The sequence below is a fragment of the Actinomadura bangladeshensis genome (assembly GCF_004348335.1).
Taxonomy (GTDB): Bacteria; Actinomycetota; Actinomycetes; order Streptosporangiales; family Streptosporangiaceae; genus Spirillospora; species Spirillospora bangladeshensis.
This window is the reverse complement of sequence record NZ_SMJW01000126.1, coordinates 1-23,362: the sequence shown is the minus strand read 5'-3', so window position 1 is coordinate 23,362 and position 23,362 is coordinate 1. Positions and strand designations below refer to the sequence as shown.

At 71.6% G+C, this 23,362-nt stretch carries 17 protein-coding genes, 1 pseudogene and 1 riboswitch; of the genes and pseudogenes, 5 read left to right on the top strand and 13 right to left on the bottom strand.

Annotated elements, in window-relative coordinates:
* Positions 1 to 906: Hsp70 family protein (locus E1284_RS23305; protein WP_165965391.1), on the bottom strand; the 906-nt coding region annotated here is incomplete at its 3' end.
* A gap of 321 nt (positions 907 to 1,227) precedes the next feature.
* On the opposite strand from E1284_RS23305, the gene E1284_RS23300 reads away from it, so the two are divergent.
* Complete coding sequence (locus tag E1284_RS23300; protein ID WP_131942256.1) at positions 1,228 to 1,758, top strand: hypothetical protein; 531 nt, start codon at positions 1,228 to 1,230, stop codon at positions 1,756 to 1,758.
* Positions 1,755 to 3,008, top strand: coding sequence for a hypothetical protein (locus E1284_RS23295; RefSeq protein ID WP_165965390.1), 1,254 nt, complete (start codon positions 1,755 to 1,757; stop codon positions 3,006 to 3,008). The genes E1284_RS23300 and E1284_RS23295 overlap by 4 nt, the downstream gene beginning before the upstream one ends.
* Positions 3,009 to 3,021: 13 nt before the next feature.
* Here the strand turns inward: E1284_RS23295 and E1284_RS23290 are convergent, their stop codons facing one another.
* The 5 genes from E1284_RS23290 to E1284_RS23270 form a co-directional block, all read right to left on the bottom strand.
* On the bottom strand, positions 3,022 to 3,468 hold the full coding sequence (locus E1284_RS23290) for a lamin tail domain-containing protein (RefSeq protein ID WP_243714685.1): 447 nt from the start codon (positions 3,466 to 3,468) through the stop codon (positions 3,022 to 3,024).
* Positions 3,469 to 3,658: 190 nt separating this feature from the next.
* Positions 3,659 to 7,498 carry a serine protease gene (locus E1284_RS23285; protein ID WP_131942253.1) on the bottom strand — a complete coding sequence of 1,280 codons (3,840 nt, stop codon included), beginning with the start codon at positions 7,496 to 7,498 and terminating at the stop codon, positions 3,659 to 3,661.
* Complete coding sequence (locus tag E1284_RS23280; protein ID WP_131942252.1) at positions 7,477 to 7,809, bottom strand: CU044_2847 family protein; 333 nt, start codon at positions 7,807 to 7,809, stop codon at positions 7,477 to 7,479. The genes E1284_RS23285 and E1284_RS23280 overlap by 22 nt, the downstream gene beginning before the upstream one ends.
* A 115-nt stretch (positions 7,810 to 7,924) precedes the next feature.
* Entirely contained in the window at positions 7,925 to 9,619 is a 1,695-nt protein-coding gene (locus tag E1284_RS42580; protein WP_207923911.1) for a serine/threonine-protein kinase, read from the bottom strand.
* A gap of 112 nt (positions 9,620 to 9,731) precedes the next feature.
* The gene (locus tag E1284_RS23270) at positions 9,732 to 10,487 is read right to left on the bottom strand and encodes an SDR family NAD(P)-dependent oxidoreductase (RefSeq protein ID WP_279433064.1); all 756 of its coding nucleotides are present in this window, start codon (positions 10,485 to 10,487) and stop codon (positions 9,732 to 9,734) included.
* A 315-nt stretch (positions 10,488 to 10,802) separates the two neighbouring features.
* Here E1284_RS23270 and rox point away from each other — a divergent pair, with 315 nt between their 5' ends.
* Both rox and metE read left to right on the top strand, forming a co-directional pair.
* Complete coding sequence (gene rox, locus E1284_RS23265; protein ID WP_131942250.1) at positions 10,803 to 12,242, top strand: rifampin monooxygenase; 1,440 nt, start codon at positions 10,803 to 10,805, stop codon at positions 12,240 to 12,242.
* Between the two features lie 31 nt (positions 12,243 to 12,273).
* A riboswitch (cobalamin riboswitch) is annotated at positions 12,274 to 12,482 on the top strand.
* A 101-nt stretch (positions 12,483 to 12,583) separates the two neighbouring features.
* On the top strand, positions 12,584 to 14,821 hold the full coding sequence (gene metE / locus E1284_RS23260) for a 5-methyltetrahydropteroyltriglutamate--homocysteine S-methyltransferase (RefSeq protein ID WP_131942249.1): 2,238 nt from the start codon (positions 12,584 to 12,586) through the stop codon (positions 14,819 to 14,821).
* 70 nt (positions 14,822 to 14,891) lie between these two features.
* Here the strand turns inward: metE and E1284_RS23255 are convergent, their stop codons facing one another.
* The 7 genes from E1284_RS23255 to E1284_RS23225 all read right to left on the bottom strand — a co-directional run bounded on the left by E1284_RS23255 (position 14,892) and on the right by E1284_RS23225 (position 22,286).
* Positions 14,892 to 15,647 (bottom strand): ATP-binding protein, encoded by a 756-nt coding sequence (locus E1284_RS23255; protein ID WP_131942248.1) that lies wholly within the window; start codon positions 15,645 to 15,647, stop codon positions 14,892 to 14,894.
* A 345-nt stretch (positions 15,648 to 15,992) separates the two neighbouring features.
* Entirely contained in the window at positions 15,993 to 16,190 is a 198-nt protein-coding gene (locus E1284_RS23250; RefSeq protein WP_067636766.1) for a DUF397 domain-containing protein, read from the bottom strand.
* Positions 16,191 to 16,195: 5 nt separating this feature from the next.
* The gene (locus E1284_RS23245) at positions 16,196 to 17,035 is read right to left on the bottom strand and encodes a helix-turn-helix domain-containing protein (protein ID WP_165965389.1); all 840 of its coding nucleotides are present in this window, start codon (positions 17,033 to 17,035) and stop codon (positions 16,196 to 16,198) included.
* A 125-nt stretch (positions 17,036 to 17,160) separates the two neighbouring features.
* Positions 17,161 to 17,376, bottom strand: a complete 216-nt coding sequence (locus E1284_RS23240) for a DUF397 domain-containing protein (RefSeq protein WP_131942246.1) — start codon at positions 17,374 to 17,376, stop codon at positions 17,161 to 17,163.
* Positions 17,373 to 18,200, bottom strand: a complete 828-nt coding sequence (locus E1284_RS23235) for an SAM-dependent methyltransferase (RefSeq protein WP_131942245.1) — start codon at positions 18,198 to 18,200, stop codon at positions 17,373 to 17,375. The genes E1284_RS23240 and E1284_RS23235 overlap by 4 nt, the downstream gene beginning before the upstream one ends.
* Positions 18,201 to 18,267: 67 nt before the next feature.
* Complete coding sequence (locus E1284_RS23230; RefSeq protein WP_131942244.1) at positions 18,268 to 19,098, bottom strand: SAM-dependent methyltransferase; 831 nt, start codon at positions 19,096 to 19,098, stop codon at positions 18,268 to 18,270.
* 152 nt (positions 19,099 to 19,250) lie between these two features.
* Entirely contained in the window at positions 19,251 to 22,286 is a 3,036-nt protein-coding gene (locus tag E1284_RS23225; protein ID WP_165965388.1) for an AfsR/SARP family transcriptional regulator, read from the bottom strand.
* Between the two features lie 639 nt (positions 22,287 to 22,925).
* On the opposite strand from E1284_RS23225, the pseudogene E1284_RS23220 reads away from it, so the two are divergent.
* Positions 22,926 to 23,362 (top strand): annotated as a pseudogene (locus E1284_RS23220) (hypothetical protein); the annotation flags it as partial.

The following is a 23,362-nucleotide window of genomic DNA, read 5'->3' as shown; positions in this document are numbered from 1 at the left end:
CGGCCGGGTCGTGTGCGCGTAGGCGCGCAGCGCGCCGGTGGTGAACATCGCCTTCGGGTCGGGCGTCGTGGTGGGCGGGCGGCCCAGCCGCTCGGTGATCAGTTCGGCGATCCTGGGCATGCGGGTCGCACCCCCGGCCAGGTGCACGGCGGCCAGGTCCGCCGGGGACAGGCCGGCCCGCTCGATGACGGCGACGAGTTCTCCCACGCTCCAGCGCAGCATCTGGTCGGTCGCGTCCTCGAACTCGGCGCGCGTGACGGTGATCGCCTCGGGGAGGCCGTCGAGCCGCAGGGACGTGCGGTCCTGGTCGGACAGCCGGTGCTTGGCCTCGATGACCTCATGGCGGACGAGGTGCGGCCGCCGCTGCGACTCCGCCCAAGCGGCGGCATCGAGGCGCGCGGCGCGTTCCGCGACGATGCCCAGCAGGGCCTGGTCGAGGTCGGCACCGCCGAAGCGGTCGTGCCCGCCAGGGCGTCCGACGATCTCCGTTCCCTGCTCGGTGCTGCGCACGATGGTGATGTCGAGGGACCGTCCGCCGAGGTCGTAGACGGCGACGGTCGTGCCCGGCCGGGGGTCGTGGAACGCGGCGGCGGCCTCCGCCTCGGTGAGGAACCACGGCTCCGGCAGCCCCGCCTCGGACGCCGCCGCGCCGAGCGCCCGCACCTGCTGCGCGCCCCACCGGGCCGGGTAGGTGAGGACGACGCGGCGCCCGGCGGCGTCCGGCATGACGTGGCGCAGCAGCGCAGCGGCCAGGGCGGTGGTCGGGATCTCCCGGTCGGCGATCCGTGCGGATTCCCGGGTGACCAGCAGGTGCCGGGGGTCGTGGACGATCCGGTCGGGAAACGCCTCCGCCAGTTGCTCGGTAGGCCCGCCGGCGGTGAGGCGGCCGTCCGGGCCGACGAACACCAGGGACGGGACACAGCGGTAATCGCCGCTTACCGGTGATTCGTTCAGATCGTTTACCCGGGACACCCCCGAGGTGTTCGTACTACCGAAGTCAATGGCCAGAACCGGTCGTTCCATGATGCCCCCTGCATTCCTTGCTGGCGGCCGACGATACGACCGCGCGCCGCTTCCGCGCCAGTTCTCCATTTACGGTCGGAGATTTCGGTCCGTTACATCCCGCGCCAAAAGAAAGGATCTTCGCTGCGGCGGGAAATCGCGTGGCATGATGCGTCGGGAGCGCGGGCGGCAGCGGGACGGTCCCGTACCTGGAAAGGATCTCGAATGGACCTCGTCGGGGGCTGGGCATTGAAGATCGCGAAACGGGTCGCTCCGGAGGAGGCCGACTTCGCCGCCGAAGTGGGGCAGGCGTTCGCGTCCGGCGGGAGGGCGCGTGCCGCGCTTTTCCCCCGGCCGGGAGCCGAGCCCGGCGGCTGGGGACCGACGGCTCTGATCGGCGATCTGCCGGTCATCCTGAGGGCGCTGGCGGACTGCGCGGAAAGCCTGCGGTACCTGCTCGGCACCCCGCAATTGGCGAACATCGTCGCCATCGTCAGCCTCGGTGTCGCAATGCGACGCCCGAAGTCCGGCGACCGGGAACCGGACGCCGAGAATGATTCGGACGAAAGGCCCGGAGATCCAGAAACCGTTGCACTGCATTCGGCGGTCGAGCAGTTGCGCGGCCGCCTGGCGAACGACGGGATGCCCCGTCCACGGGCCGAACTGGTCGCCTACGAACTGCTGGACGAGTTGCTGTCCGACCCCGCCGCCGCATCGGAATTCCTGCGGGCCCTGAAGGGCGAATCACGCGGATGACTCGCCCGGCGGCAGGGACGGGACGCGAGGTGGCGGGCGGAATCCTGCCACCGTGGATCTGGCTGTTCTTCGCCCTCTACCTCGGGTGGGGCCTGCCCGGCCAGATCGACGCCATCCGCGGCTGGATCGACGCCTTCAGTGGGGACGGCGACTACGCGCCCCTGGTCGGGCGCACATCGCTGGTCATGCTGCGGCTGCTGGTCGTGGTGGAGATGCTGCCCGTCGCACTGCTGGTGGCGGGGGTCCTCAGTGTGGCGTTCCCCGGCCTGCGGGCACGCTGGGTGGAATGGCGGCTCGGGCTCCGGCCCGCGGACGACCGTCCGGTCATCGCCGAGATGCAGCGGTTCGTCGACGGCTACGCGCCCGGCACCCGGCTGCGCTTCGGCCTCGGCGGCGGCCGGCTCGCGCGCGTCTACCCGGCGGGATGGCGGCGGGCGCGCGTCGCGGTCTTCCCCGCGCTGGTCCGCATGTGGCGCGGGGACCCCGCCGACCGCCGGGCGGCGCAGGCGGTGCTGCTGCACGAGATCGCCCACGTCCGCCAGGGCGACCACCCGGTCGTCGGCCTCGGCAGCCCCTTCGTGTGGCTGATCCGGATCTGGGCGCCGGTGTTCGTCCTGCTGGGGCTGCTGCCCATCCTGGTCTACTTCGTGATCGCCCCGGACGCCCTCGCGACGGTCGTCAGCGCCCAGGTCGTCCTGGTGTCCACCCGTCCGCTCCGGGTGCTGGTCCTGCCGGTGGCCGCGCTGTGGCTGTCCGAGCTCAGCGCGGACCGCCTGCCCGTGCAGATCCTCGGACCCGACGCCCTGCGGCGCGCCCTCGCGCCGGGCGGCGCCGGCAAGCTCCGCTCGCTGCTCTCGCATCCCCCGGCCGCCGTCCGGAGACGGGCGTCCACGCCCGGTCCCGCACGCACGCTGGCGCTGCTCGCCGCATGGCCGTCAGCGATCGTCCTCTCCCTGCTGATCGCGCTGGCCACGGCGGCGCCGGCCTACCTCCTGATCGGGGCATCGGCCTCCGGCACCGCCGACGGCCTGCTCAAGGGCGCCCACGCCTTCCTTGCGGACGCTCGCCTCGCGATCGCGGTCATCGTCGTGGTGCTGCTCGCATGGCCGCGCCTCGTCCACGCCTGGACGCGCTGGTGGGTTCCGGCGGCGCCTTCGCTCCCGTCCGACGTCCCCGCCGTCTACAGGACGGCCGCGATCCTCCCGGCCGCCCTGCTCATCGCCTCGTTCGTCCCGCCCCCGGCGACCTGACCGGGGGGACGCGTCAGCAGTACGTCGAGGAGCCCTTCTTGCCCCACGAGCACTTGTCCGCCACCTTTCCGTTCGCGTACAGCAGGTAGGCGGTGTCGCCAGTGTTGTTCCACACGTACCAGCTCTTGCCCCAGTACCGGTGAGTGGCCGTGTTCTTGCCCTTGCCGGTGTGAATGTAGACCGACTTCCGGCCCGCGATCCTGTAGGAACCGAACGTATAGGTGTAGCCGGTCTTGTCGCGGAGCTTGACGCCCTTCAAGCTCTTGGACAGCCGGGACGTGTTGAACAGTTGCACCCATTCGCCGTTCAGCGACTTGTTCGACCCCGTGTCGCTGCCGGGCGAGTTGTAGTACACCCGGTAGATCTGCACCGGACTCGCGGCCTCGGCCGGCGTCGCCACCAGCACCCCGGCTCCCGCCACCGCGATCGCGGCGGCCCCCGTGACGAGAAGCTTCCTCACCCTGTGCATCCCTTCGATCGAACGAATCCCCAGTTGTACCGGTATTCACCGACACCTGGTGATAGCTGGCCAGCTCCGGGTCCGCCGTCAACCGGCCTCGTCCGCCGCGCGTCCCACTCACTGCGTTTCCGCAGGTCATCCGGGAAAACCCGGAGTTCCATCGCGGAAATCCCCGGGTGACCGAGTCCGGTTAGGAGAAGTCTTTCGCCAAAGTTGTGAGGGCTTGGTCGGCTACGTCTTCGTCGGGGGCGCTCGTCAATGCCGTCAGGTGGTCGATGGCGGCTTTCCGGTCGTAGAAGGCGAGCAGGCGGGCAGCGAGAACGCGATAGGAGATGATGCCGGTGAGATCTACTTCCGGTGGTTCTCCGATGGCTTCGTCTGAGCGGAAGTAGTTCTTCCGCGCTCGCTTGACATTGGCGATTTCGGCGCGGATCGACTCGGCCCTTGCGTCGTCCGTCGTCGGGTCCTTGCTCAGTGCGGCGAGGGCGGCCATTCCGCGGGCGCGGTCGGTGGCCGCCAACTCGAACGCGGCGCGTACGCGGTGCATGCCGTCCAGGCTCGTATCGGTGGCGAGGGCGGCGAGCAGGTCGGGTGTGCCCGCCTCCAGGGCGGCGTGCAGGCGGCGGGCGCCGTCGAGGTCGCGTTCCGCGCTGAGGGACGCGAGGGCGGCCTGCGCGTCCGGGGAGTCCAGGGCGGCCAGGCGGCAGGCGATCTCCAGCCGGTCGGGGGCGCTGATCGCGTCGGCTGTGACCAGCGCTTCCAGGGTGAGCCGGCCCGTCTCCGGGGTGAGCCGGCTCAGCCTCAGCGCGGCCCTGGTCCGGTGCGCGCCGGCGATCCGCTCGTCATGCGCGATGGCCGTCAGTGCGGAGGGCAGGGCGCTCCGGTCCACCCAATCGAGGTGGTGGGCGGCCGCTGCGCGGTCGTCCTCGGGGACACGGCGGTCGGCGGCCAGCGCCAGGAGCGCGTTCGCCGCACGAGGCCGGCTGAGCCAGGCCAGCGCCAGAGCCGCCTCAAGCCGGCCGTCGGCGCCGGACGCCGGGTCCGCGGTGATCTCCGACAGCGCGGCGATCGCCTGTACGGCGTCGAAGTCGGCCAGTGCGGCGGCGGCGCGGGCGCGGCTCACTCCGTCCGCGTAGCGGTCCGCGGCGACGAGCGCGAACGCCCTTCGGGCCGGTTCACCGCGCAGTTGCATCAGTTCCCTGGCGGCCTTGACCCGGTAGGACGCCTCGACCGCCGGGTCGAAGGCGATGGCGGCGAACAACTCGGCCGCCCTCGGTCTGAGATCCAACCCGTGGACGAAGACACCGACCATGGTCGCGACGGCGGACAGGCGGTCGGGGCCCGGCACCGTCCGGTCCTCGGCGACCGCGGTGAGCGCGTCGGCTCCCAGCGGCGGGTCCTGGGCGAACAGGCGCGCCGCCGCCCACTGGCGGTAGGAGCCGGGGAGGACGGATCCGCTCGCGATCGTCCCCAGGATCTCCGCCCGCGTGGGCAGGTCGAGGCGGTCGAGCAGGCCGGCGGCGGCCCAGCGCCGCGTCTCACCGGCGATGTGCTCGGCCAGCGCCATTCTGGCCAGCAGTTCATCGCTCCGCCGCCGGCTCAGGACGGTCAACTCGTACACGATGGCCTGCTGGACGGGGAACGGCGTCTCCCACTTCAGCGCGAGGGGTTCCAGAACGGCCGCGGCACGGCCGGGACCGGCGCGGACGAGACCGCGGATCGCCTCCCTGCGTTCGAAATGGTCGAGACCGCCGTCGGTCGCGAACCGCTTCCAGTAGGCGAATCCCAGGTCGGGGTCGATCAGCGTCAGGGCCTCCAGGGCGTCACTCTGCCTGCGGGACCATCCGCCGTCGGTGCCGGCCGAGAGTTCCTCCAACTCGCTGCGCACCTCGTCCACGACATCGTCCGGAAACTCCACGCCGTCGTTCACCAGCGCCGCGAGGAACGCCATTCCCGCCAGGCCCGTATCGCGCAGGGCCACCGCGACGTCCCGGGCTTGGCCGGGAGAGCGCTCGATGAGCACGGCCGACCTGAGCAGCGCGAACGAACTGCGTCCGAGGATCATTCCGAAGTTCATTTCCGGGACGATGTCGGCGGGGGTCTCACGGGCGCACACCGCCAGGTATTCCAGGATCGTCTGGTGGAAGAACTCCAACTCCCCGGACCGCTCGACCACCAGGCCGCTCAGCCGCAGCACCTCCTCCACCAGGTTTCGCCATTCCCCGGCGGGGAGGTGCGCGGGACGCAGGTCCGCCACGTGTGCGATGGCGAGGTCGAGCAGCGCCTCCCGGCCCTGGCCGCCCAGCCGCTGATCAGCGATGTGGTCCAGCAGTGGGCGCAGGCCGGCGAGCAGCGTGTCCACGGCTTGTTCGGCGGCCGTTCCGTACGGCTTCATCCGCTGCTGGAGGCGTTCCAGCGCGTTCATCTGGGTGTGCCGTTTGGCCATCAGCAGCGAGACGAATTCCTCGTACAGGCCGACCCGGCTGGGCGGCAGGCGCCGCCCCTCGTGGTTCGCGAAGACGACGCAGAGCATCGTCGCGATCAAAGGGATCTCGGCGAGCCGGTTGAGGCGGCTGAGCGCGAGCCGGTCGAGAAAGGACACGACGAGGGCGTCCGGGTCGGGCATGCCCAGCGCGGAGAACCATTTGCCGGCGAACTCGGGAAGCTGGTCCGGGGAGAACGGCTCGATCTCGTAGAACGGCAGGCCGTCCTCGCGGAACCGGTCCAACTGCCCCTGCGGCAGCGGCCGGGTCGTCACGAGGAACGAATAGCGGGAAGACCGGGAGCGCCAGAACGCGACCGTTTCCAGCACGCGCCGGCGGCGCTCGGGGTCCAGGATCTCGTCGACCCCGTCCACGAGGACCACCCAGGGGACGCCGGGCAGCGGCTCGTCCTCGAACAGTTCCGCCAGCCGCCGGTCCGCCAGCCGCGCGCCCAGCGCCGCCGTGACCCCGTCGGCGAGGGCCTCGGGCAGCGGGCAGTCCGCGGCCAGCGCACCCGCCGGGACCAGGACCGGGACGCCCGGCGCGCCCGCGCCGTCCAGCCAGCGGCCCGCGCTCGTCTCCGCCAGGTGGCGCAGCAGGCTCGACTTCCCCGCGCCGGGCCCGCCGACCACGAACACGCACCGCCGGTCGCCTTCGAGCAGCAGGTCGGCGCGGACGGGCCGGGCCTCCACCGCCGGGTCGTCGCCGTCCCCCTTCGCCTCCTGCCCGCGGATCACGGGGCTCGCCTGCTGGCGCAGGTAGACGGAGCCGAGTTCCGGCGCGTTGGCGAGCGCGAGCCGGTACGGGTGCTCGCGCGCGGTCAACTGCGCGGCTTCGAGGTAGCCGCGCAGCCGGGGGCTCGGGTGGCACCAGCGCCCCGCCGCCAGTTGCCGCTCGTCCAGGAGCCGGAACCACGGCAGGCGGTCGGGGGACGGCACCGACGGCGGCTTCAGTTCCGGGACGGCCTCGAATATGCGCGCCGCTCCGATGAGCCGGGCTCCCGGAGGGCCACCCGGCGGGGCGTCGGCGCGCCGCAGAACCCCGCACACTCCGCCCGTGCGCCAATTGAGCACCGGGCCGCCGCTGAAGCCCTCAATGGCCCGTCCCTCGGTCACCCTGAGCAGTTCCACCCCTTCGGCATTCACCGAGGGGCCGTCATAGACGGAACGGATGACATCGCCCTGCCGGTAGGCACCGCCCGGATGCCCGTAGGCCCACAGCTCGTCGCCTGGCTCCATTTGCTCGGCCAGGCACGCCACGGGATGGTCGAGCTCCCCGACCACCTTCAGCAAGGCCAGGTCGTGCTCTTGGAGGAATCCCGATGGCGTGACCACGAGCTTGAATTCGCGGTCACCCCAGTGCCCGACCACGTGCTCCGGGGGTTCGCTTCCCGGCGCGGTGACGACGTGCGCGCAGGTCAGCACCTGCCCGGGGGCGACGAAGAAACCCGTGCCGATCCTGTCGTCGGCCGACACCATGACCGTCGCGGCGCGCAGTGCCTCGGCCAGCGCCGCGCGGCCCTCCTTCATGGGCTCGGCTGACCCCACTCCATCGTGACCTTCAGCGTCGACTTCGCGGACGCCTTGCCGAGCACCGCCACGAGCTTTCCGGTCTCCATCGCGACCTCGCACCCGAATTCGACCGCGAACCGGGTCGCGCCGCTCGCGCTCAGCGACGTCCCGAGCTGTTCGCTGAACTGCCTGATCGCCGCGATCACCTCGGTCATGTCCGGTTTCACAGCGGCGATGTCCCGCTCCTCGCCGAAGCCTCCCCCGCTTCCTGGACGCAGTTCCGACGCCTCGATGTAGAGCGTCGCCCCACCCAGGTCCACCGGCACGCGCTCGGGCGTGTCCTCCATACGGCCTCCCCGTTTCGTCCCCTCAGTCTGCCAGTGGCGAAACGCGGCCGAAAGTGCCGAATAGCAGCAGGTTCCCGCCGTTCACGGGCAGCGCCGGCCGGGCCCCGGCACGGGGTCAGACGATGCGGGCGCAGAGGACGCCTTCGCGGAAGTCCGTCCACCGCCACGAGCCGTCCGGGCACCTGCTCTCGTAGTAGCCGGTGAACTGGAGGATGTAGGTGAATTTCTTGGGGACGCGGTCCGAGTCGCAGCTCCACGAGGTCATCAGGCCGTGGCCGCTGATGGCCGGCATGCCTTTCTTGCTGCCCTTCTTGCCCAGGAAGCACTCGCCATCCCTGAACTGCCGCCGCAGGCAGAGGTAGATCGTCTCGCCGTCGTGCGAGGGGGACCGCCACCAGGTCTCCCCGTCGAGCGCCTTGGAATCGCACGCGCTGCTGGAGTCCTCCACCCCGATCACCCGCACGTAGGCGTCGCTCCGGTCGCAGGACACCGCGCGCGGCATGTCCTCGCTCCACTCGCCGATCTCGTAGGGGTCCTCGTAGGCGTCCAGGCAGTCGTTCACCGAGATCTCGTCGAACGCCTCAAAGGTCGGGTTCGGCGTCGGGGACGGGCTCGACGTCGGCCGCCAGGTGCTCCCCTCGTCGCTCGTGAGTCCGGTCGTCCGGCTGGAGGACGGCGTCGGGGACGAGGTGGCGCCCGCATTGCGCGACGTGTCGGACTTGTCGGTGGCGGCGTAGGCGACCAGCAGGGCGATCAGCAGGACCCCGATGACCCCGGCCGCGATCCCGCCGGCCGGCTTCGCCGGCGCCTTCGGCTGCGGAGGCCGCCCCTGCGGTTGCGGCCGCGGCGGCGGCGGTGCCTTCGGCCCGGACTGCTCCTGCCGCGGACCCGCCGGAGGCCGCTCGTCCGTGTCGGGCTTCTTCGCGAACTGCTCGGTCTCGGCCACGCGGGTGGCGATCATCGTGCTGAACGTCTGCGGCAGCGGCATCGCTCCGTCCGCCGCCAGTGCGGAGAGTCGCTCCACGAACTCGCCGGTCGGGGGACGGTCGTCCGGATCCTTCTCCAGCCCCGCCGTGATCAGCTCCAGCAGCGCCGCCGGGACGCCCGTCAGGTCCGGCTCCTCGTGCCGGACCCGGTAGCCGAGGGCGTCGGGCGGCCCCTCACCGAACGGGTGCCGGCCGGTCGCCGCGAAGGTCAGCACGGCGGCCAGGCAGAACACGTCACTGGCCGGCCCGATGTCGCGGCCGAGGTACTGCTCGGGCGACATGTACCCGGGCGTGCCCACCACCGTCAGGCTCTGCGAGGTGGCGTCCATCGCCCGCGCGATGCCGAAGTCGATGATCCGCGGGCCGTCCGCCGCCAGCATCACGTTCCCCGGCTTGAGGTCCCGGTGGATGACGTTCTGGTCGTGGACGGCCTGCAGCCCTTCGGCGAGCCCGGCACCGAGCGAGGCCACCGAGCCCTCGGGCAGCGGGCCGTTCTCGTCGACGGCGTCCTGCAGCGTCGGCCCCGCGATGTACTCGGTGACCAGCCACGGCGGGTCGGCGTCGGTGTCGGCGTCCACGACCTGTGCCGTGTAGAAGCCGCCGATGCGGCGCGCCGCCGCGACCTCCTTGGCGAACCGGCGCCGGAACGAGGCGTTGTCGGCGAAGTGCGGGTGGACGATCTTGACCGCGACCAGCCGCCGCCCCCGCGAGCGGCCGAGGTACACCCGGCCCATCCCGCCGGCCCCGAGCCGCGCCAGCAGCCGGTAGGGCCCCACCCGCGCCGGATCGCCGTCCCTGAGCTCCTTGAGTCCTGCGCCGGACATCCCACCCCGCCTCACGCCTGCCGAACACCACTGTCTATCTGAAGGCAAGCGTAACGAGATCGATCACCCCGATCTGCGTCCTTGGACGCATTCGCGCTCGACCGCGCGCCGCTCAGCGCTCCGGCGGCCGGACCTCCTCGGGGTCCCGGCCGGCCGCGTGGCGTCCGCCGTCGACCGGGAGGACGGAGCCGTTGACGAAGCTCGCCTCGTCCGACAGCAGGTACGCGACGGCGGCGGCCACCTCGTCCGGGCGTCCGACGCGTCCGACCGGGTGGAGCAGCCGCATTTCGCTCTCGATGCGGCCGGCCTCTTCGGCGCTCCGGCCGGCGAGGAGATTCTCGTACCGCTCGGTGGTGATCGATCCGAGCGCGACGACGTTCGTGCGGATGCCGTGCGGTCCGTAATCGACGGCGAGTGCCCGGCTCAGCCCTTCAATGGCCGCCTTCGCCGTCGCGTAAGGGAGAGAACCGCGCACCGGACGCTGCGCCTGGTGGGACGAGACGTTCACGACGGCACCGCCCGTTCCGGCCGCCAGGAAACGGCGGACGGCGGTCACGCAGCCGACCACGGCCGGGTCGAAGTTCAATGCCACCAGGTCCAGGAGTTCGCGCGCGGAAGGGTCGGCGACGTCCAGGAAGACGGCGGCGTTGTTCACCCAGCCGGCCAGCGTCCCGGCCTTCTGCGCCAGGTCGGCCGCCCGCTCGGCGACGCTCTCCTCAGCGGCGTTCCCGATGACCGGGGTGACGCCGGGAACGGCCTCCGCCCACGCGGCCGCCTCCGGGTCGAACTCGATCACGACGACCTCACCGCCATCGCGGACCAGGCGCTCGGTAATCGCGCGCCCCACGCCCCGTCCGCCCCCGGTCACCACGTACGACCGACCCACGGCATCCCCTCTCAACGACGTCGTCCACGCCCGCGATCTCCGACGGGCACCCAGAACATCTTCAGCAAATGTCGCCGGTCAGCGTCCACTTTTTTTCGCGTTTGCGGACGTCGCGTCCCAGAGGTAACTGCACACAAGGGCCATCAGCGGGGACTCGCCTCCGGCATACAAAAAGGCAAGGAGAACGCGCTCCTTGCCACTACTAACGTATAGCACGCAGGGGGGCTTGCGGCAAGGGCCGGGTGATGCCGCACAATCGTGGGCCCACGCAAGAACCTGCGGAAACGGGGGGTTTCCTTGATCGATGTGATCATTGCCGGCGGTGGGCCGACCGGCCTGATGCTGGCGGCCGAGTTGCGGCTGCACGGCGTCGGTGTGCTCGTCCTGGAGAAGGACGCGGAGCCGACGAGAATTGTCCGCTCGCTCGGCCTGCATGTGCGCAGTATCGAGCTGATGGATCAGCGCGGATTGCTAGACCGCTTCCTCGCGCACGGCACGAAGTACCCGCTCCGCGGCCATTTCGCCGGTATCGACAAGCCGCAGCCCGAACGGCTCGACACCGCGCATCCCTACATCCTCGGCATTCCGCAGCCCGTCACCGACCGGTTGCTGGCCGAGCGCGCCGCCGAACTCGGCGCCGAGGTCCGGCGCGGCTGCGAGCTGGTCGGGCTGAGCCAGGACGAGGACGGGGTGACCGCCGGCCTCGCCGACGGCACCCGGCTGCGCTGCCGCTACCTCGTCGGCTGCGACGGAGGCCACAGCACGGTGCGCAAGCTGCTCGGCGTCGGCTTCCCCGGCGAGCCCGCGAAGACCGAGTGGCTGACCGGCGAGATGGAGGCGACCGAGGACCCGGCGAAGATCGCCGCCATCGTCGCGGACGTCCGTGAGACCCATCGCACGTTCGGCGTCGGCCCGGTCGGGGACGGCGTCTACCGCGCCGTCGTGCTCGCCGAGAACGTGTCCGAGGACGTGTCCGGGGAGCGCGCCGCACCGCCCACCCTCGACGAGGTCAAGCGGCGCCTGCGGGTGTTCGCCGGCACCGACTTCGGCGTCCACTCGCCGCGCTGGCTGTCCCGGTTCGGCGACGCCACCCGGCTCGCCGAGCGCTACCGGGCCGGCCGGGTGCTGCTGGCCGGCGACGCGGCGCACGTCCACCCGCCGCTCGGCGGGCAGGGGCTCAACCTCGGCGTCCAGGACGCGTTCAACCTCGGCTGGAAACTGGCCGCCGCGGCCCGCGGCCGGGCCCCGGAGACGCTGCTCGACACCTACGGGACCGAGCGGCGCCCGGTGGCCGCCGACGTGCTGGACAACACCCGCGCGCAGGCCGAGCTGCTGTCCCTGGAGCCCGGCCCGCAGGCGGTGCGCCGCCTGCTCGCGGAGCTGATGGACGTCGAGGAGGTGACCCGGCGGCTGATCGAGAAGACCACGGCGATCGGCGTCCGCTACGACCTCGGGACGGGCCATCCCCTGCTCGGCCGGCGGCTGCGGGACGTCCGGCTGAAGCGCGGCCGCCTCTACGGGCTGATGCACGGGGGACGCGGGCTGCTGCTCGACCAGACCGGCCGGCTCGCGGTCACCGGGTGGGCCGACCGCGTCGACCACGTCGCCGACGTCAGTGGGGAACTCGACGCGCCCGCCGTCCTGCTGCGCCCGGACGGCCACGTCGCCTGGGTCGGCGAAGACCAGGCCGACCTGCTCGAACACCTGCCCCGCTGGTTCGGCCCGCCCGCCGCCTGACGGCTCCCCGGAGCGTGCGGGCGGGACGGCGGTAGACTCCGGATGCGGATGGTTCGCTCGTTTCGAGCGTCGTAAGAGGGAACCCGGTGCGAGTCCGGGACTGCCCCGCAGCGGTGAGCGGGAACGACCGCCGTCAGACGCACTGGGCCCACCGGCCTGGGAAGCGACGGCCAGTAGGACGCCTCCTCCGAGGAGGCGACGCCCGCGAGTCCGAAGACCTGCCTCCGCCCGCGCGCCGCCCGGTGCGCGGTGGTCCGCGGCCTCGTGGGACGGCCGGCGACGCGGCTCCGCCGTGCCGTGCCGTCCACGCGGTCGCCCGTGGCACAGCGAGGGAAGCCGCCATGAACACCACGATCCTCGGATATCCCCGCATCGGGGCGCGCCGGGAGTTGAAGTTCGCCACCGAGGACTACTGGGCGGGACGCATCGACGCCGACGCGCTCGCCCGGACCGGCGCCGAGCTGCGCGAGCAGGTCTGGACGGGCCTGCGCGACGCCGGAGTCGACGCGATCCCGTCGAACACCTTCTCCTTCTACGACCAGATGCTCGACACGAGCGTGCTGGTCGACGCCGTCCCGGAGCGCTACCGGCGGCTGACCGGGCTCGACCGGTACTTCGCCATGGCCCGCGGTGTCCAGGACGTCCCGCCGCTCGAAATGACCAAGTGGTTCGACACCAACTACCACTACCTCGTCCCCGAGCTGGGGCCGGACACCAGGTTCCGGCTCGCCGACGGGGCCGCCGCCAAGCCGCTGGCCGAGTACCGGGAGGCGAAGGCGCTCGGCATCGAGACGCGTCCCGTGCTCATCGGCCCGCTCACCTACCTGCTGCTCGCCAAGCCCGCAGTGGACGGGTTCCGCACGCTGGACCTGCTCGACGGGCTCGTCGACGTCTACGCCGAGATCCTGGAGCGGCTCGCGGGGTCGGGCGCGCAGTGGGTGCAACTGGACGAGCCCGTGCTCGTCGCCGACCGCACCGAGGAGGAGATCGACGCGCTCGCCCGCGCCTACGGCCGGCTCGGGCGGCTGTCCAGCAGGCCCCGGCTGATGGTCGCCGCGTACTTCGGCACGATCGGCGCGGACGCGCTGCGCGTGCTGGCGCGGAGCCGGGTCGAGGCCGTGGGGCTCGACCTCGTCGCCGGGCCCGGCACCGTGGACGTGCTCGCGTCGGTCGGCGGGCTGCCGCGCAAGACGCTCGTCGCCGGGGTCGTCGACGGCCGGAACGTGTGGCGCACCGACTCCCGGAAGGCGCTGGCCGCCTGCGCGTCCGTGCTCGGGCTCGTCGACCGGATCGTGGTCGGGACGTCCTGCTCGCTGATGCACGTCCCGCTCGACCTCGACGCGGAGACAGCGCTCGACCCGGACGTCCGCGGACGCCTCGCGTTCGCCCGGCAGAAGGTCGCCGAGGTCGTCGCGCTCGGACGGGCGCTCGGCGACGGCGTCCCGATCCCGGACGCCGCGCCGCTCCCCGAACCGGGCATCGACCGGGGCGTCCGGGAGCGGCTCGGCGGCATCGGGGACACGCGGCGCGGCGACCGCGCCGCCCGGTTCGCCGCGCAGCGGGACGCGCTCGGCCTGCCCGAACTCGCGACCACCACGATCGGCTCGTTCCCGCAGACCCCCGAGATCCGCCGGGCCCGCGCCGACCGCAGGGCCGGACGCATCACCGAAGCCGACTACACCGCCGCCATGAAGGCCGAGATCGCCCGCGTCATCGCACTGCAAGAGGACCTCGGCCTGGACGTCCTCGTGCACGGCGAGCCCGAGCGCAACGACATGGTGCAGTACTTCGCCGAGCAGCTCGACGGGTACGCGGCGACCGAGCACGGATGGGTGCAGTCGTACGGGTCGCGCTACGTGCGCCCGCCGATCCTGCACAGCGACGTCGCGCGGCCCCGTCCGATGACGGTCGACTGGGCCGCGTACGCGCAGTCGCTGACGAGCAAGCCGGTCAAGGGGATGCTCACCGGGCCGGTCACGATGCTCGCCTGGTCGTTCGTCCGCGACGACCAGCCGCTCTCCGACACCGCCCGGCAGGTCGCGCTCGCGCTCCGCGACGAGATCGCCGACCTGGAGGCCGCCGGCATCCGCGTCATCCAGGTGGACGAGCCGGCGCTGCGCGAACTCCTGCCGCTGCGCAACGAGGACCGTCCGGCCTACCTGGACTGGGCGGTCGGCGCGTTCCGGCTGGCGACGTCCGGGGTGAAGGACACCACCCAGATCCACACCCACATGTGCTACTCGGAGTTCGGCGAGATCATCGGCGCGATCGGGGCGCTGGACGCCGACGTCACCAGCGTGGAGGCGGCCCGCTCGCACATGGAGCTGGTCGGCGACCTGCGCGCCGCCGGGTACGCGAACGGGATCGGGCCCGGCGTGTACGACATCCACTCGCCGCGCGTCCCCGCCACCGAGGAGATGGAGGACAACCTGCGCCGCGCGCTGCGGGCCGTCGAGCCGGGACGGCTGTGGGTGAACCCCGACTGCGGTCTGAAGACCCGCGCCTACCCGGAGACCGAGGCGTCGCTGCGCAACCTGGTCGCGGCCGCGCACCGCGTCCGCGCCGGCCTGGGCGGCTGACCCCCCGCCGCCGCATGGCCCGCCCCCACCCCGGGCCATGCGGCGGCCGATCGTGCGGCCGTTGCCGGCCTCAGTCGTGCATCGACTCCCAGAGGCGGACGAGTTCCTCGCACACCTCGGTGATGTCGGCGACCGGGAGCTTGCCGGACTCGCCGGACGGGGCGCTCCAGCGGAACGTCGCCGACTCGCACCAGACGGTCAGGCCGCCCGGCCCCGTCATGACGGAGACGCCGAGTTCGTCGCCCGGCTCCAGGTCGTGGACGCCGCGCTGGAGGAGCAGCGCGTGCAGGTCCTTCGCGGCGAGCCGCTCGTCGGTCCGCCAGACGTGCCGGCGGCGGCGCCCGGCGTGCGGGAGCGGCAGGGCGAACCAGGTCGCCTTCCCCCGGACGGCCGGCGTCCGCAGCCGGGAGCGGGACGGGTGGTGCCCCCACCGCCCCTGGGTCAGCAACTCGATGATCTCCAGGCCGCGGCCGTGCTCCAGCATCGGGCCGGCGGGGGCCTGCGGCCGCCACGCGCGCAGCGTGTCGAACGCTTTGACGACGAGTTCGTCCCGGCCGCACGCGCTCGTGCGCTGGTAGACCCACAGTTCCGCGCCGGACGGGCCGTCGCCGGGCATGGCGTGCTGCAAGACGTTCGTCGCCAGCTCGCTGACCATGAGCGTGATGTCGTCGACGTCCTGGCCGGACAGCCCGAGTACGGGGAGCAGACCCGTGATGTGGGCACGGGCCACCCGCGCGATGGTGTCGTCCGGAGGCAGGGGCAGGGCCGCGCAACCGCCGTTCTCCAGCCTCCACGGAATCCCGCACGTCGTCGCGGCCTTCGTCATGGCGCCCACCTCGGGGGTTGCGGAGACATTCGCGATTCAGACATTCGCGCCTTGAACCTCCATGGTTCGCGACTCGCTATGTGTGAATCACAGAACCCAGCTTCGCACATTTCTGGCCGCCGGGGGCACTACATCGCAAGGAACATGCGGGAGAAGCTGAGACGTTCACCGATGCACCCGAAAGCGTCTAAAACACATCCCCTCGCGGTGCAGGAAACATGTACCGGCGGACCCGGGACGGCCGGTGCGCGGCGCTGTACCGTGGACGGCGCCTGAGAGAGGGCCGCACACATGAAGATCCCCCAGGGGTGCAGCCCTGGGGGATCCTGTGTGCGGCCCGGTCAGTCAGCGGTCGTACCTGCCGGCCCGCACGTCTTCCAGGAACGCGGCGAAGACGGACCGGGGCACCACGTGCGCCCCGGCCTCCGGCGTCCTGCTGTCGCGCAGCCCCGTGGCCGTCTCGAGGTCGGCGACCTCGACGCATCCCCCGTTGCTGCTCGCGCTCGCGGTGGCCTTGAACCACCGTGCCTGAGAGAGGTCCATGAGTCTTACTCCAGCTTCGCGATGAGTGCCTCCAGGTGGGCCGCGGTGCCGGCGGCGCTCAGCGCCGCCGCGCGGATCTCTTCGAAGATCTCGCCATAGGCCTCCACTTTCCCGGCGTCGTCGATCTCCTGGACCTCCTCGTCGTTCTCGAGGAAGACCATGGAGGGCTCGCCGCCGGGGAAATCGAAGATGTTGACCAGGGTCGACATGCCGGGGTGCAGGCCGTCCGACAGGCGCAGCAGCCGCAGCTCGACGTTCGGCCGCGCCGACATGGTCAGCAGGTGGCGGAGCTGGGCGCGGCGGTCGCCGGGGTCGCCCCACTCGTACAGCAGCGACGCCTCGGTGATCAGCGCGACCAGGTTCGGCGCGTGCTCGTCGCGGTCGAGGATCTGCTGCTTGCGCAGCCGGGCCCGCAGCGCCTGCTCGCGCCACTCCGGCGACTGCGTGCCGGACATGAGCAGCGCCTGCATGTACGGCAGGGTCTGCAGCAGCCCGGGGATGACCAGCGGCATGACCACCCGGATGCTCGACGCGTCCCCCTCGTAGCCGGGGAACTCGTTGTTGAAGACGTCCGGGTAGTCACGCCACCAGGCCCGCTGCCGGGCGCGCGTCGCGAGTTCCTCGAGCTCGTCGAGGTCGCTGCCCTCGTAGATGCGCGCCAGGTCGCGGATGTCACTGAGTTCGGGACGAACCCAGTTGTTGGCCTCGAACCGGCCGACCTTGCCTCTTCCCCAGTTCAGCCGGTCGCAGACCTGGTTGGCCGTGTATCCGGCCTCGACGCGCAGATCCCGCAGGCGGCGCGCCAGCCCCCGTTTGGCGATGGTGGCGCCGTACGCCTCGCTCATCGGCGCCACCTCCCTTGACATACGGCCGGCATCAGCATACGCCTTCCGAATTTGTGAATCACAGATTTGGCCGGATCAGGAAGCGCATCACGAATCCCGTCGGGTAACGGCTTCATGCGGGCGCCTCAGGACGCGGCCCGGTCGAACTCGCCCTTCCGCACGCCGTCCAGGAAGCAGGCCCATTCGTGCTCGTCGAACACCGAGATGAGCTGGCCGGACGTGCGCAAAAGCGTCCATTCACCGACAAAAGCGACCTCGATGCCGCCCTCGTCGCTCCCCGAGCGCTGCCAGTCCAGGGCGTCCGGATCGACGCCCAGCTCCTCCACCGTCGGCTTCTTCATGCTGTCTTCCTCGCGACACCGCAGTACGCCCACCGCGACCCATCACTATCGGCGGCGACAGGGTCCTCGGCACCCCACTCGCCGGTGTAGGAGATCACGCGTCCCGCCCCCTCGTACGGCGGGACGAGCTCCAACCCGTCGAAGAACCGGGTGACCTCCGCGTGCGACCGCATGTGGACGGACGCGGTCGACTTGGAGTACTCCTCGTGGATCGTGCCGAGCGCCCGCTCGGACTGCCGGTCGTCGGTGGCGGCGGACAGCGCGAGGTAGCTGCCGGGCACGAGCCGGTCCATGTACCGCCGGATGAGGCCCCAAGGATCGTCCTCGTCCGGGACGAAATGGGTCAGCGCCACCACCAGGAGCCCGACCGGCCGGCTGAGGTCGATCGTCTCCCGGGCGACCTCATGCCCGAACAGCCCGTCCGGGTCGCGGAAGTCGGCCGTGATGAACGCCGTCCCGGACGAGCCCTCCAGCAGTTTGTTCGCGTGCACCCGCACCAGCGGGTCGTTGTCGACGTACAGGATCCGCGCGTCCGGCGCGACGGCCTGCGCCGCATCGTGCGTGTTGTTCATCGTGGGCAGCCCGGCGCCGACGTCGATGAACTGCCGGATACCGTTCTCTGCCAGCCAGCGCACCGAACGCTGCAGGAACCCGCGGTTCGCCCAGGCCGTGTCCATGGCCTCGGGCATGTTCGCGCGGATCTTCTCCCCGGCGACGCGGTCGACCTCGAAGTTGTCGGTGCCGCCGAGGAAGTAGTCGTACATCCGGGCCACGCTGGGGATGGTGATGTCCACCCCGGGCGGCGCCTGCTCGATCTCGCTCACTGTTTCGCCTCCGTTGCCGCACCTTGGGATGAGCCGGTCGGACGCCCGCAGAGCCGCACGGGCGCCGTCATGCCGTCTTCCTCGCCACGGCGCAATAGCCCCAGCGAGAGCCGTCCGTATTGGCATCGTCGGCATCGACGGCGCCCCATTGGCCCACGTGGCAGACCTCCGCGGGCGCGCCCTCGTACGGCGGGACGATCTCCAGGCCGGTGAAGTAGCGCTCGATCTCCGCGCGGCTCCGCGGGAAGCCGCCGGGGGAGGACGAGCCGGCGTACACGCTCTTCACCGTGTCGACCGCCCGGTCGATCTGGCGCTCGCTGGTGATGGCGGACAGCGCCAGGTAGCTGCCCGGCGCCAGCCGGCTCACGTACCGCCGCACGAGCCCCCACGGGTCCTCCTCGTCCGGCACGAAGTGGGTCACCGTCACCAGCAGCAGCCCCACCGGCCGCGAGAAGTCGATCATCGCCCGGGTCTTCTCGTGCCCGAGCAGCCCTTCGGGGTCGCGGAAGTCCGCGGTGATGAACGCCGTCCCCGACGCCCCCTCCAGGAGGGTCTTCGCGTGCGCCGCGACCATCGGGTCGTTGTCGACGTACAGGATCCGCGCGTCGGGCGCGACCTTCTGCACCGCGTCATGGGTGTTGTTGCCCGTCGGCAGGCCGGCGCCGATGTCGATGAACTGCCGGATGCCCTGCTCGGCCAGCCACCGCACCGAACGCTGCAGAAAACCCCTGTTCGCCCATGCCGCGTCCTCCAGATCGGGCATCTGCGCGCGGACCTTCTCGACCGCTTCGCGATCGACCGCGAAGTTGGCCGAACCGCCGAGGATGTAGTCGTACATGCGAGCCGGGCTGGGGACCGTTCCGTCCACCCCGGGTGGAGCCTGCTCGATCTCGCTCACGGTTTCGCCTCCATTACCCCGGGTGGGACCTCTTCGATGTCGCTCACCGTTTTGCCTCCATTGCCCCATCTTGTGATGCACGAATTATGAAGCACCCCGTTCCGGCGACGCGATGCTTCGGAGGCGAACGGTCTGGCCGGCGAGGGGAGGGATCAGGCGGAGACACCGTCCATCATCTGGAGCCGGATCGCGATCGCCCTGGCCTCGGGAACGCCCAGCCGCTCGAACAGATCGAGCGCCTGCCGCCAGTGGATCCGCGCCGCATCGGGCCCGCGAAGCCGCAGAAGCGCGGCCGCGATCCCCTCGTGCGCCTTCCCTTCGTGATAGGGGTCGCCGATACCCCGCGCGATCATCAGCGCCTGCCGGTAATGCTCAAGCGCAACGGCGCCACGCCCCGTGGCCAGATGAGCGTCCGCGATTCCCTGAACGGCCCGTACGCGCTGGTAAGGGTCTTCTATCTCCTGCGCACTCCGTTCGGCCTTCTGGTGATGGACGAGTGCCTCCGCCGGACGGCCCATCAGCAGATAGGTGACTCCGAGGCTGTTGAGGACGTCGGCGACGTTCCGCCGGTCACCGGCCGTCCGGAAAACGGTGATCGCCTCTCGGTGACAGCGCAGCGCCTCAGCGTAGTTTCCCTTGTACTGGTGAACGTTCCCGATGTTGTTCTGCAGAATGGCGCGGTACTCCCCGACGCCGCCGAACACGCGGCCGGATTCCTCGTAGTGCCGGACGGCGTCGCGGTGGTAGCCGCGCTGGCGCTGGATCTCGCCGAGGTTGTTGTGCGCCATCGCGGCGCCGCGCTCGTCCCCGGCCAGCCGGAATCCGTCCAGCGCGGCACGGAGGTGCCCGAGGGCCTCGGCGAAGCGGCCGAGCTGGCCGAGGGCGATCCCGGCGTGCCCGAGCGCCTCCGCCTCGCCGCGCCGGTCGCCGGCCCGCCGGTACAGCGCCTGCGCCTCCCGGTGGTGCGCGAGCGCCTCGCGGCACCGAGCGGTCTGCCAGAGGTAGATGCCCATGCGGTCCAGTGCCTCGGCGGCGGCGCGCGGGTCGGCCGTGGCGCGGGTGAGCATGAGGGCCTCTTCCGCCAGGCTCAGCGCCTCCGCGAAGTGCCCTCTGCGCGCCTTCGTCTGGCTCAGCGCCAGCAGGGTCAGTGCCGTGGAACCGGCGTCCCCGAGTTCACGCGCGGCCTGGAGCGCCTCTTCCTGCGCCTCGGCCGCGTGCTCGTAGTGCCCGTGCTCCTCCAGGAACGCGGAGAGCGACTGCACGAGCCGGACGCCGTGCTGCCGCCATTCGTGCTGGATGGCGTGATGCGCGAGGACCAGGCCGTTGCGCCATTCGGTCTCCAGCCACCCTCGCGCGTCGTGCTCCTCGCCACCGCCTTCGGCCGCCGCCGCGGGCCGGTGGCGATGGGGGTACAGGGCGCGGTCCGCACGGTCGGCGCGGACGAGGTAGTGGTTCAGCAGCCGTCCGACGGCACGCCTGCGGTCCGCACTCGACTCCTCGGCGAACGCCCGGCTGCGCGCGAAGGCCCGGACCAGGTCGTGCATGCGCAGCCGCCCGGGGACGGACTCGTGCACGAGGTGGTGATCGAGCAGTGCCTCGACGGCCTCCCGCGCGACCTCCTCCGTCGCACCGCTCACCACGGAGACCATGTGCGCGTCCGTCTCCGGGCACGGGGTCAGGCCCAGGCGGCGGAACACCATCCGCTGATCGGCCGTGAGCGCGCGGTAGGAGAGTCCGAACGCGGCCTCCGCCAGGCCCTCGCCGTCCTCGGCGCCGACCTCGTCGTGGTGGAACACGCCGGTGGCGGCCCGTCCGGCGGCCACGCGGAGCGCCACCGGGAGCCGGCCGCACCGGCGGACGATGGCGTCGACGTCGACGTCCCGGAGCTGCCCGGCGATGCCGCGGACGAGGGCGCGGGCGGCGTCCACGCCGAGGACGTCGAGGCGCACGTAGCCCGCGCCGGGGAGCCCGGTCAGCCGGCGCCTGGCCGTCACGAGGAAGCGGACGGACCGCGCCGTGAGGATCGCACGGATCTGCCGGACGTCCGTCGCGTCGTCCAGGACGACGATCGCCCGCCGGCGTTCCATCTCCCGCCGCCACAGCGCGGCCCGGTCCGCGAGCCCGGCCGGGATGCGCCGCGCCGGGACGTTCAGCAGCCGCAGCAGTTCGGCGAGCGCCGCATGCGGCGACAGCGGCGGGAGCTCCGGATCGTGACCGCGCAGATGCAGGTAGAGCCGGACGTCGGGATACCGGTGGGCGAGGACGCACGCGGCCCGGACGGCGAGCGCGCTCTTGCCGACGCCCGCCAGCCCGGTGATGACGGAGACCCGGTGGTGGGCGCGGCCGGTGAGCGCGCCGAGTTCGTCGTCGCGTCCGGTGAAGTCGTCGATGTCCGGCGGAAGGGTGTCGGGCGGTGCTCCCTCGGGGCGCGGCGTCGCGGCCAGACCGACGTCCCGGCGCAGTATCCGCTCCTGGAGTTCGCGGAGGCCGGGCCCCGGTTCGGTGCCGTTCTCCTCGGCGAGCAGCGCTCGCACACGCGCGTAGACGGCCAGCGCGTCGGAGGGTCGATCGCACCGGTACAGCGCGGTCATGAGCAGGCCCGCGACCTTCTCGTCGAACGGATGCGCGGCGCTGAGCCGGACCAGCTCACCGACCACTTCGGTGTGCAGCCCGAGCCGCAACTCCGTGTCGATGCGCTCCAGGACGGTCGCGTGGAACTCCTCCTCCAGGCTCACGCGCATGTGCCGGGCCCAGTCGCCGGTCAGCCCCGCGAGCGGCTCCCCCTGCCACAGCCCGGCGGCCTCGCGGAGCAGCCCGCGGGCCTCCTCGTCGTCCCCGCTCTCCGCGATGGCCCGCGCCTGCCGGCACAGCCGCCGGAACCGGTGCAGGTCAACGGCATCGGCGTCGACCGCGAGCACGTACCCCGCCGGATCGTGCCGGAGCAGCGGCGCGCCCGTCTCCCGGAGCCGGCGGCGCAGCCGCGACAGGTAGCTCGTCAGCGTGGCGCGGGCGTGCTCAGGCCGTCCGCCCGATCCCCAGATCCGCGCGGCCAGCGTGTCCGGCTGCACCGGACGCCCGCAGTCGACGGCGAGGACGGCGAGCGCGCATCGCTCCTTCGGCGAGCCGAGCACCACCCGTCGCCCGTCCACCGCGATCCCGACCGACCCGAGGAGCGTGACCTCCTCCATCTTTCCCTCCGTGCACCCACCCCCTCCCCCCATTCGGACGATGACACGACAATTGCGCACTTACCAGCCTCGACACCACGCTGCTCGGCACGGCCATCCGGGTTCCGGTCGAACAGGTGCTTGATTAATGCGAATCGGACCCGACGGAACACAATAATCACCGTCCGGCGTCGAATGTCTTTTTCGGTGCAACTTTCTCTCCGGGCATCGTGGACGATCTACGGAACGCACCACGAGCTGCCCGAATCACCTCTAGGCTGGCATAGCCCCACGAACCGCCAGGGATGGTTCGGAGGCAACGAAAGCACGAGCAGAATGCACGTGCATCGACGCGTGCGCTAAAGCATCCAACAACCACCACGAAGTGGAAAAGTCAGATGTTCATAGCCGCTATGTATGTAATACCTGCCATCTGCAACATCTACATGTGGTAGCCCGCGGGTTCCGCGGGTCGCCACATCGTTGACCTGCGGCGTGTTGTTGCTTCCGACGCGCTCATAACAACAACACGCCGCAGGTCAACGAACCCGCACCGCTCTAACTGGGGTGCAAGGGGGGTGTCCAGAGGGGTGCAAGGAAGTCGTCCAGGGGGTGGGGGCACCTTTGGCCTGTCGTTGGGTCGACGGGCAGGAGGGTGTGATGACGGGCGACGGGTGGTCCATTGGGCCGTTCGGGCTGGACGGGGGTAAGGGGGCAACGCTCTCCGGGCTGCGGACGGTGCTGGTGGTCGTGCACCATCTGACGGCGGCGACGCGGCTCGCGGACGTGGCGCCGCTGGTGGAGCGGGACCGGCGGGTCCAGACGGTGTACACGGTGGCGCCGTCGTCGGCGCTCGCGGCGGGGACGGCGCGGCATCTGGCGGCGTCCGGGGCGCTGACGATCCCGTTCGCGCAGGCGGCGCAGACGCGGTTCGATCTCGCCGTCGCGGCGGGGGACGGCGGGCTGGAGCGCGTCCACGCGCCGGTGCTGATGCTCCAGCACGGGGTCGGGCCGGGGAAGCTCGGGAGGCGGTGGGACGGAGCCGGGCCGCCGGCCGCGCGGCCGGTCGCGGGGATGCGGCGGGAGGCGTTCGTCGC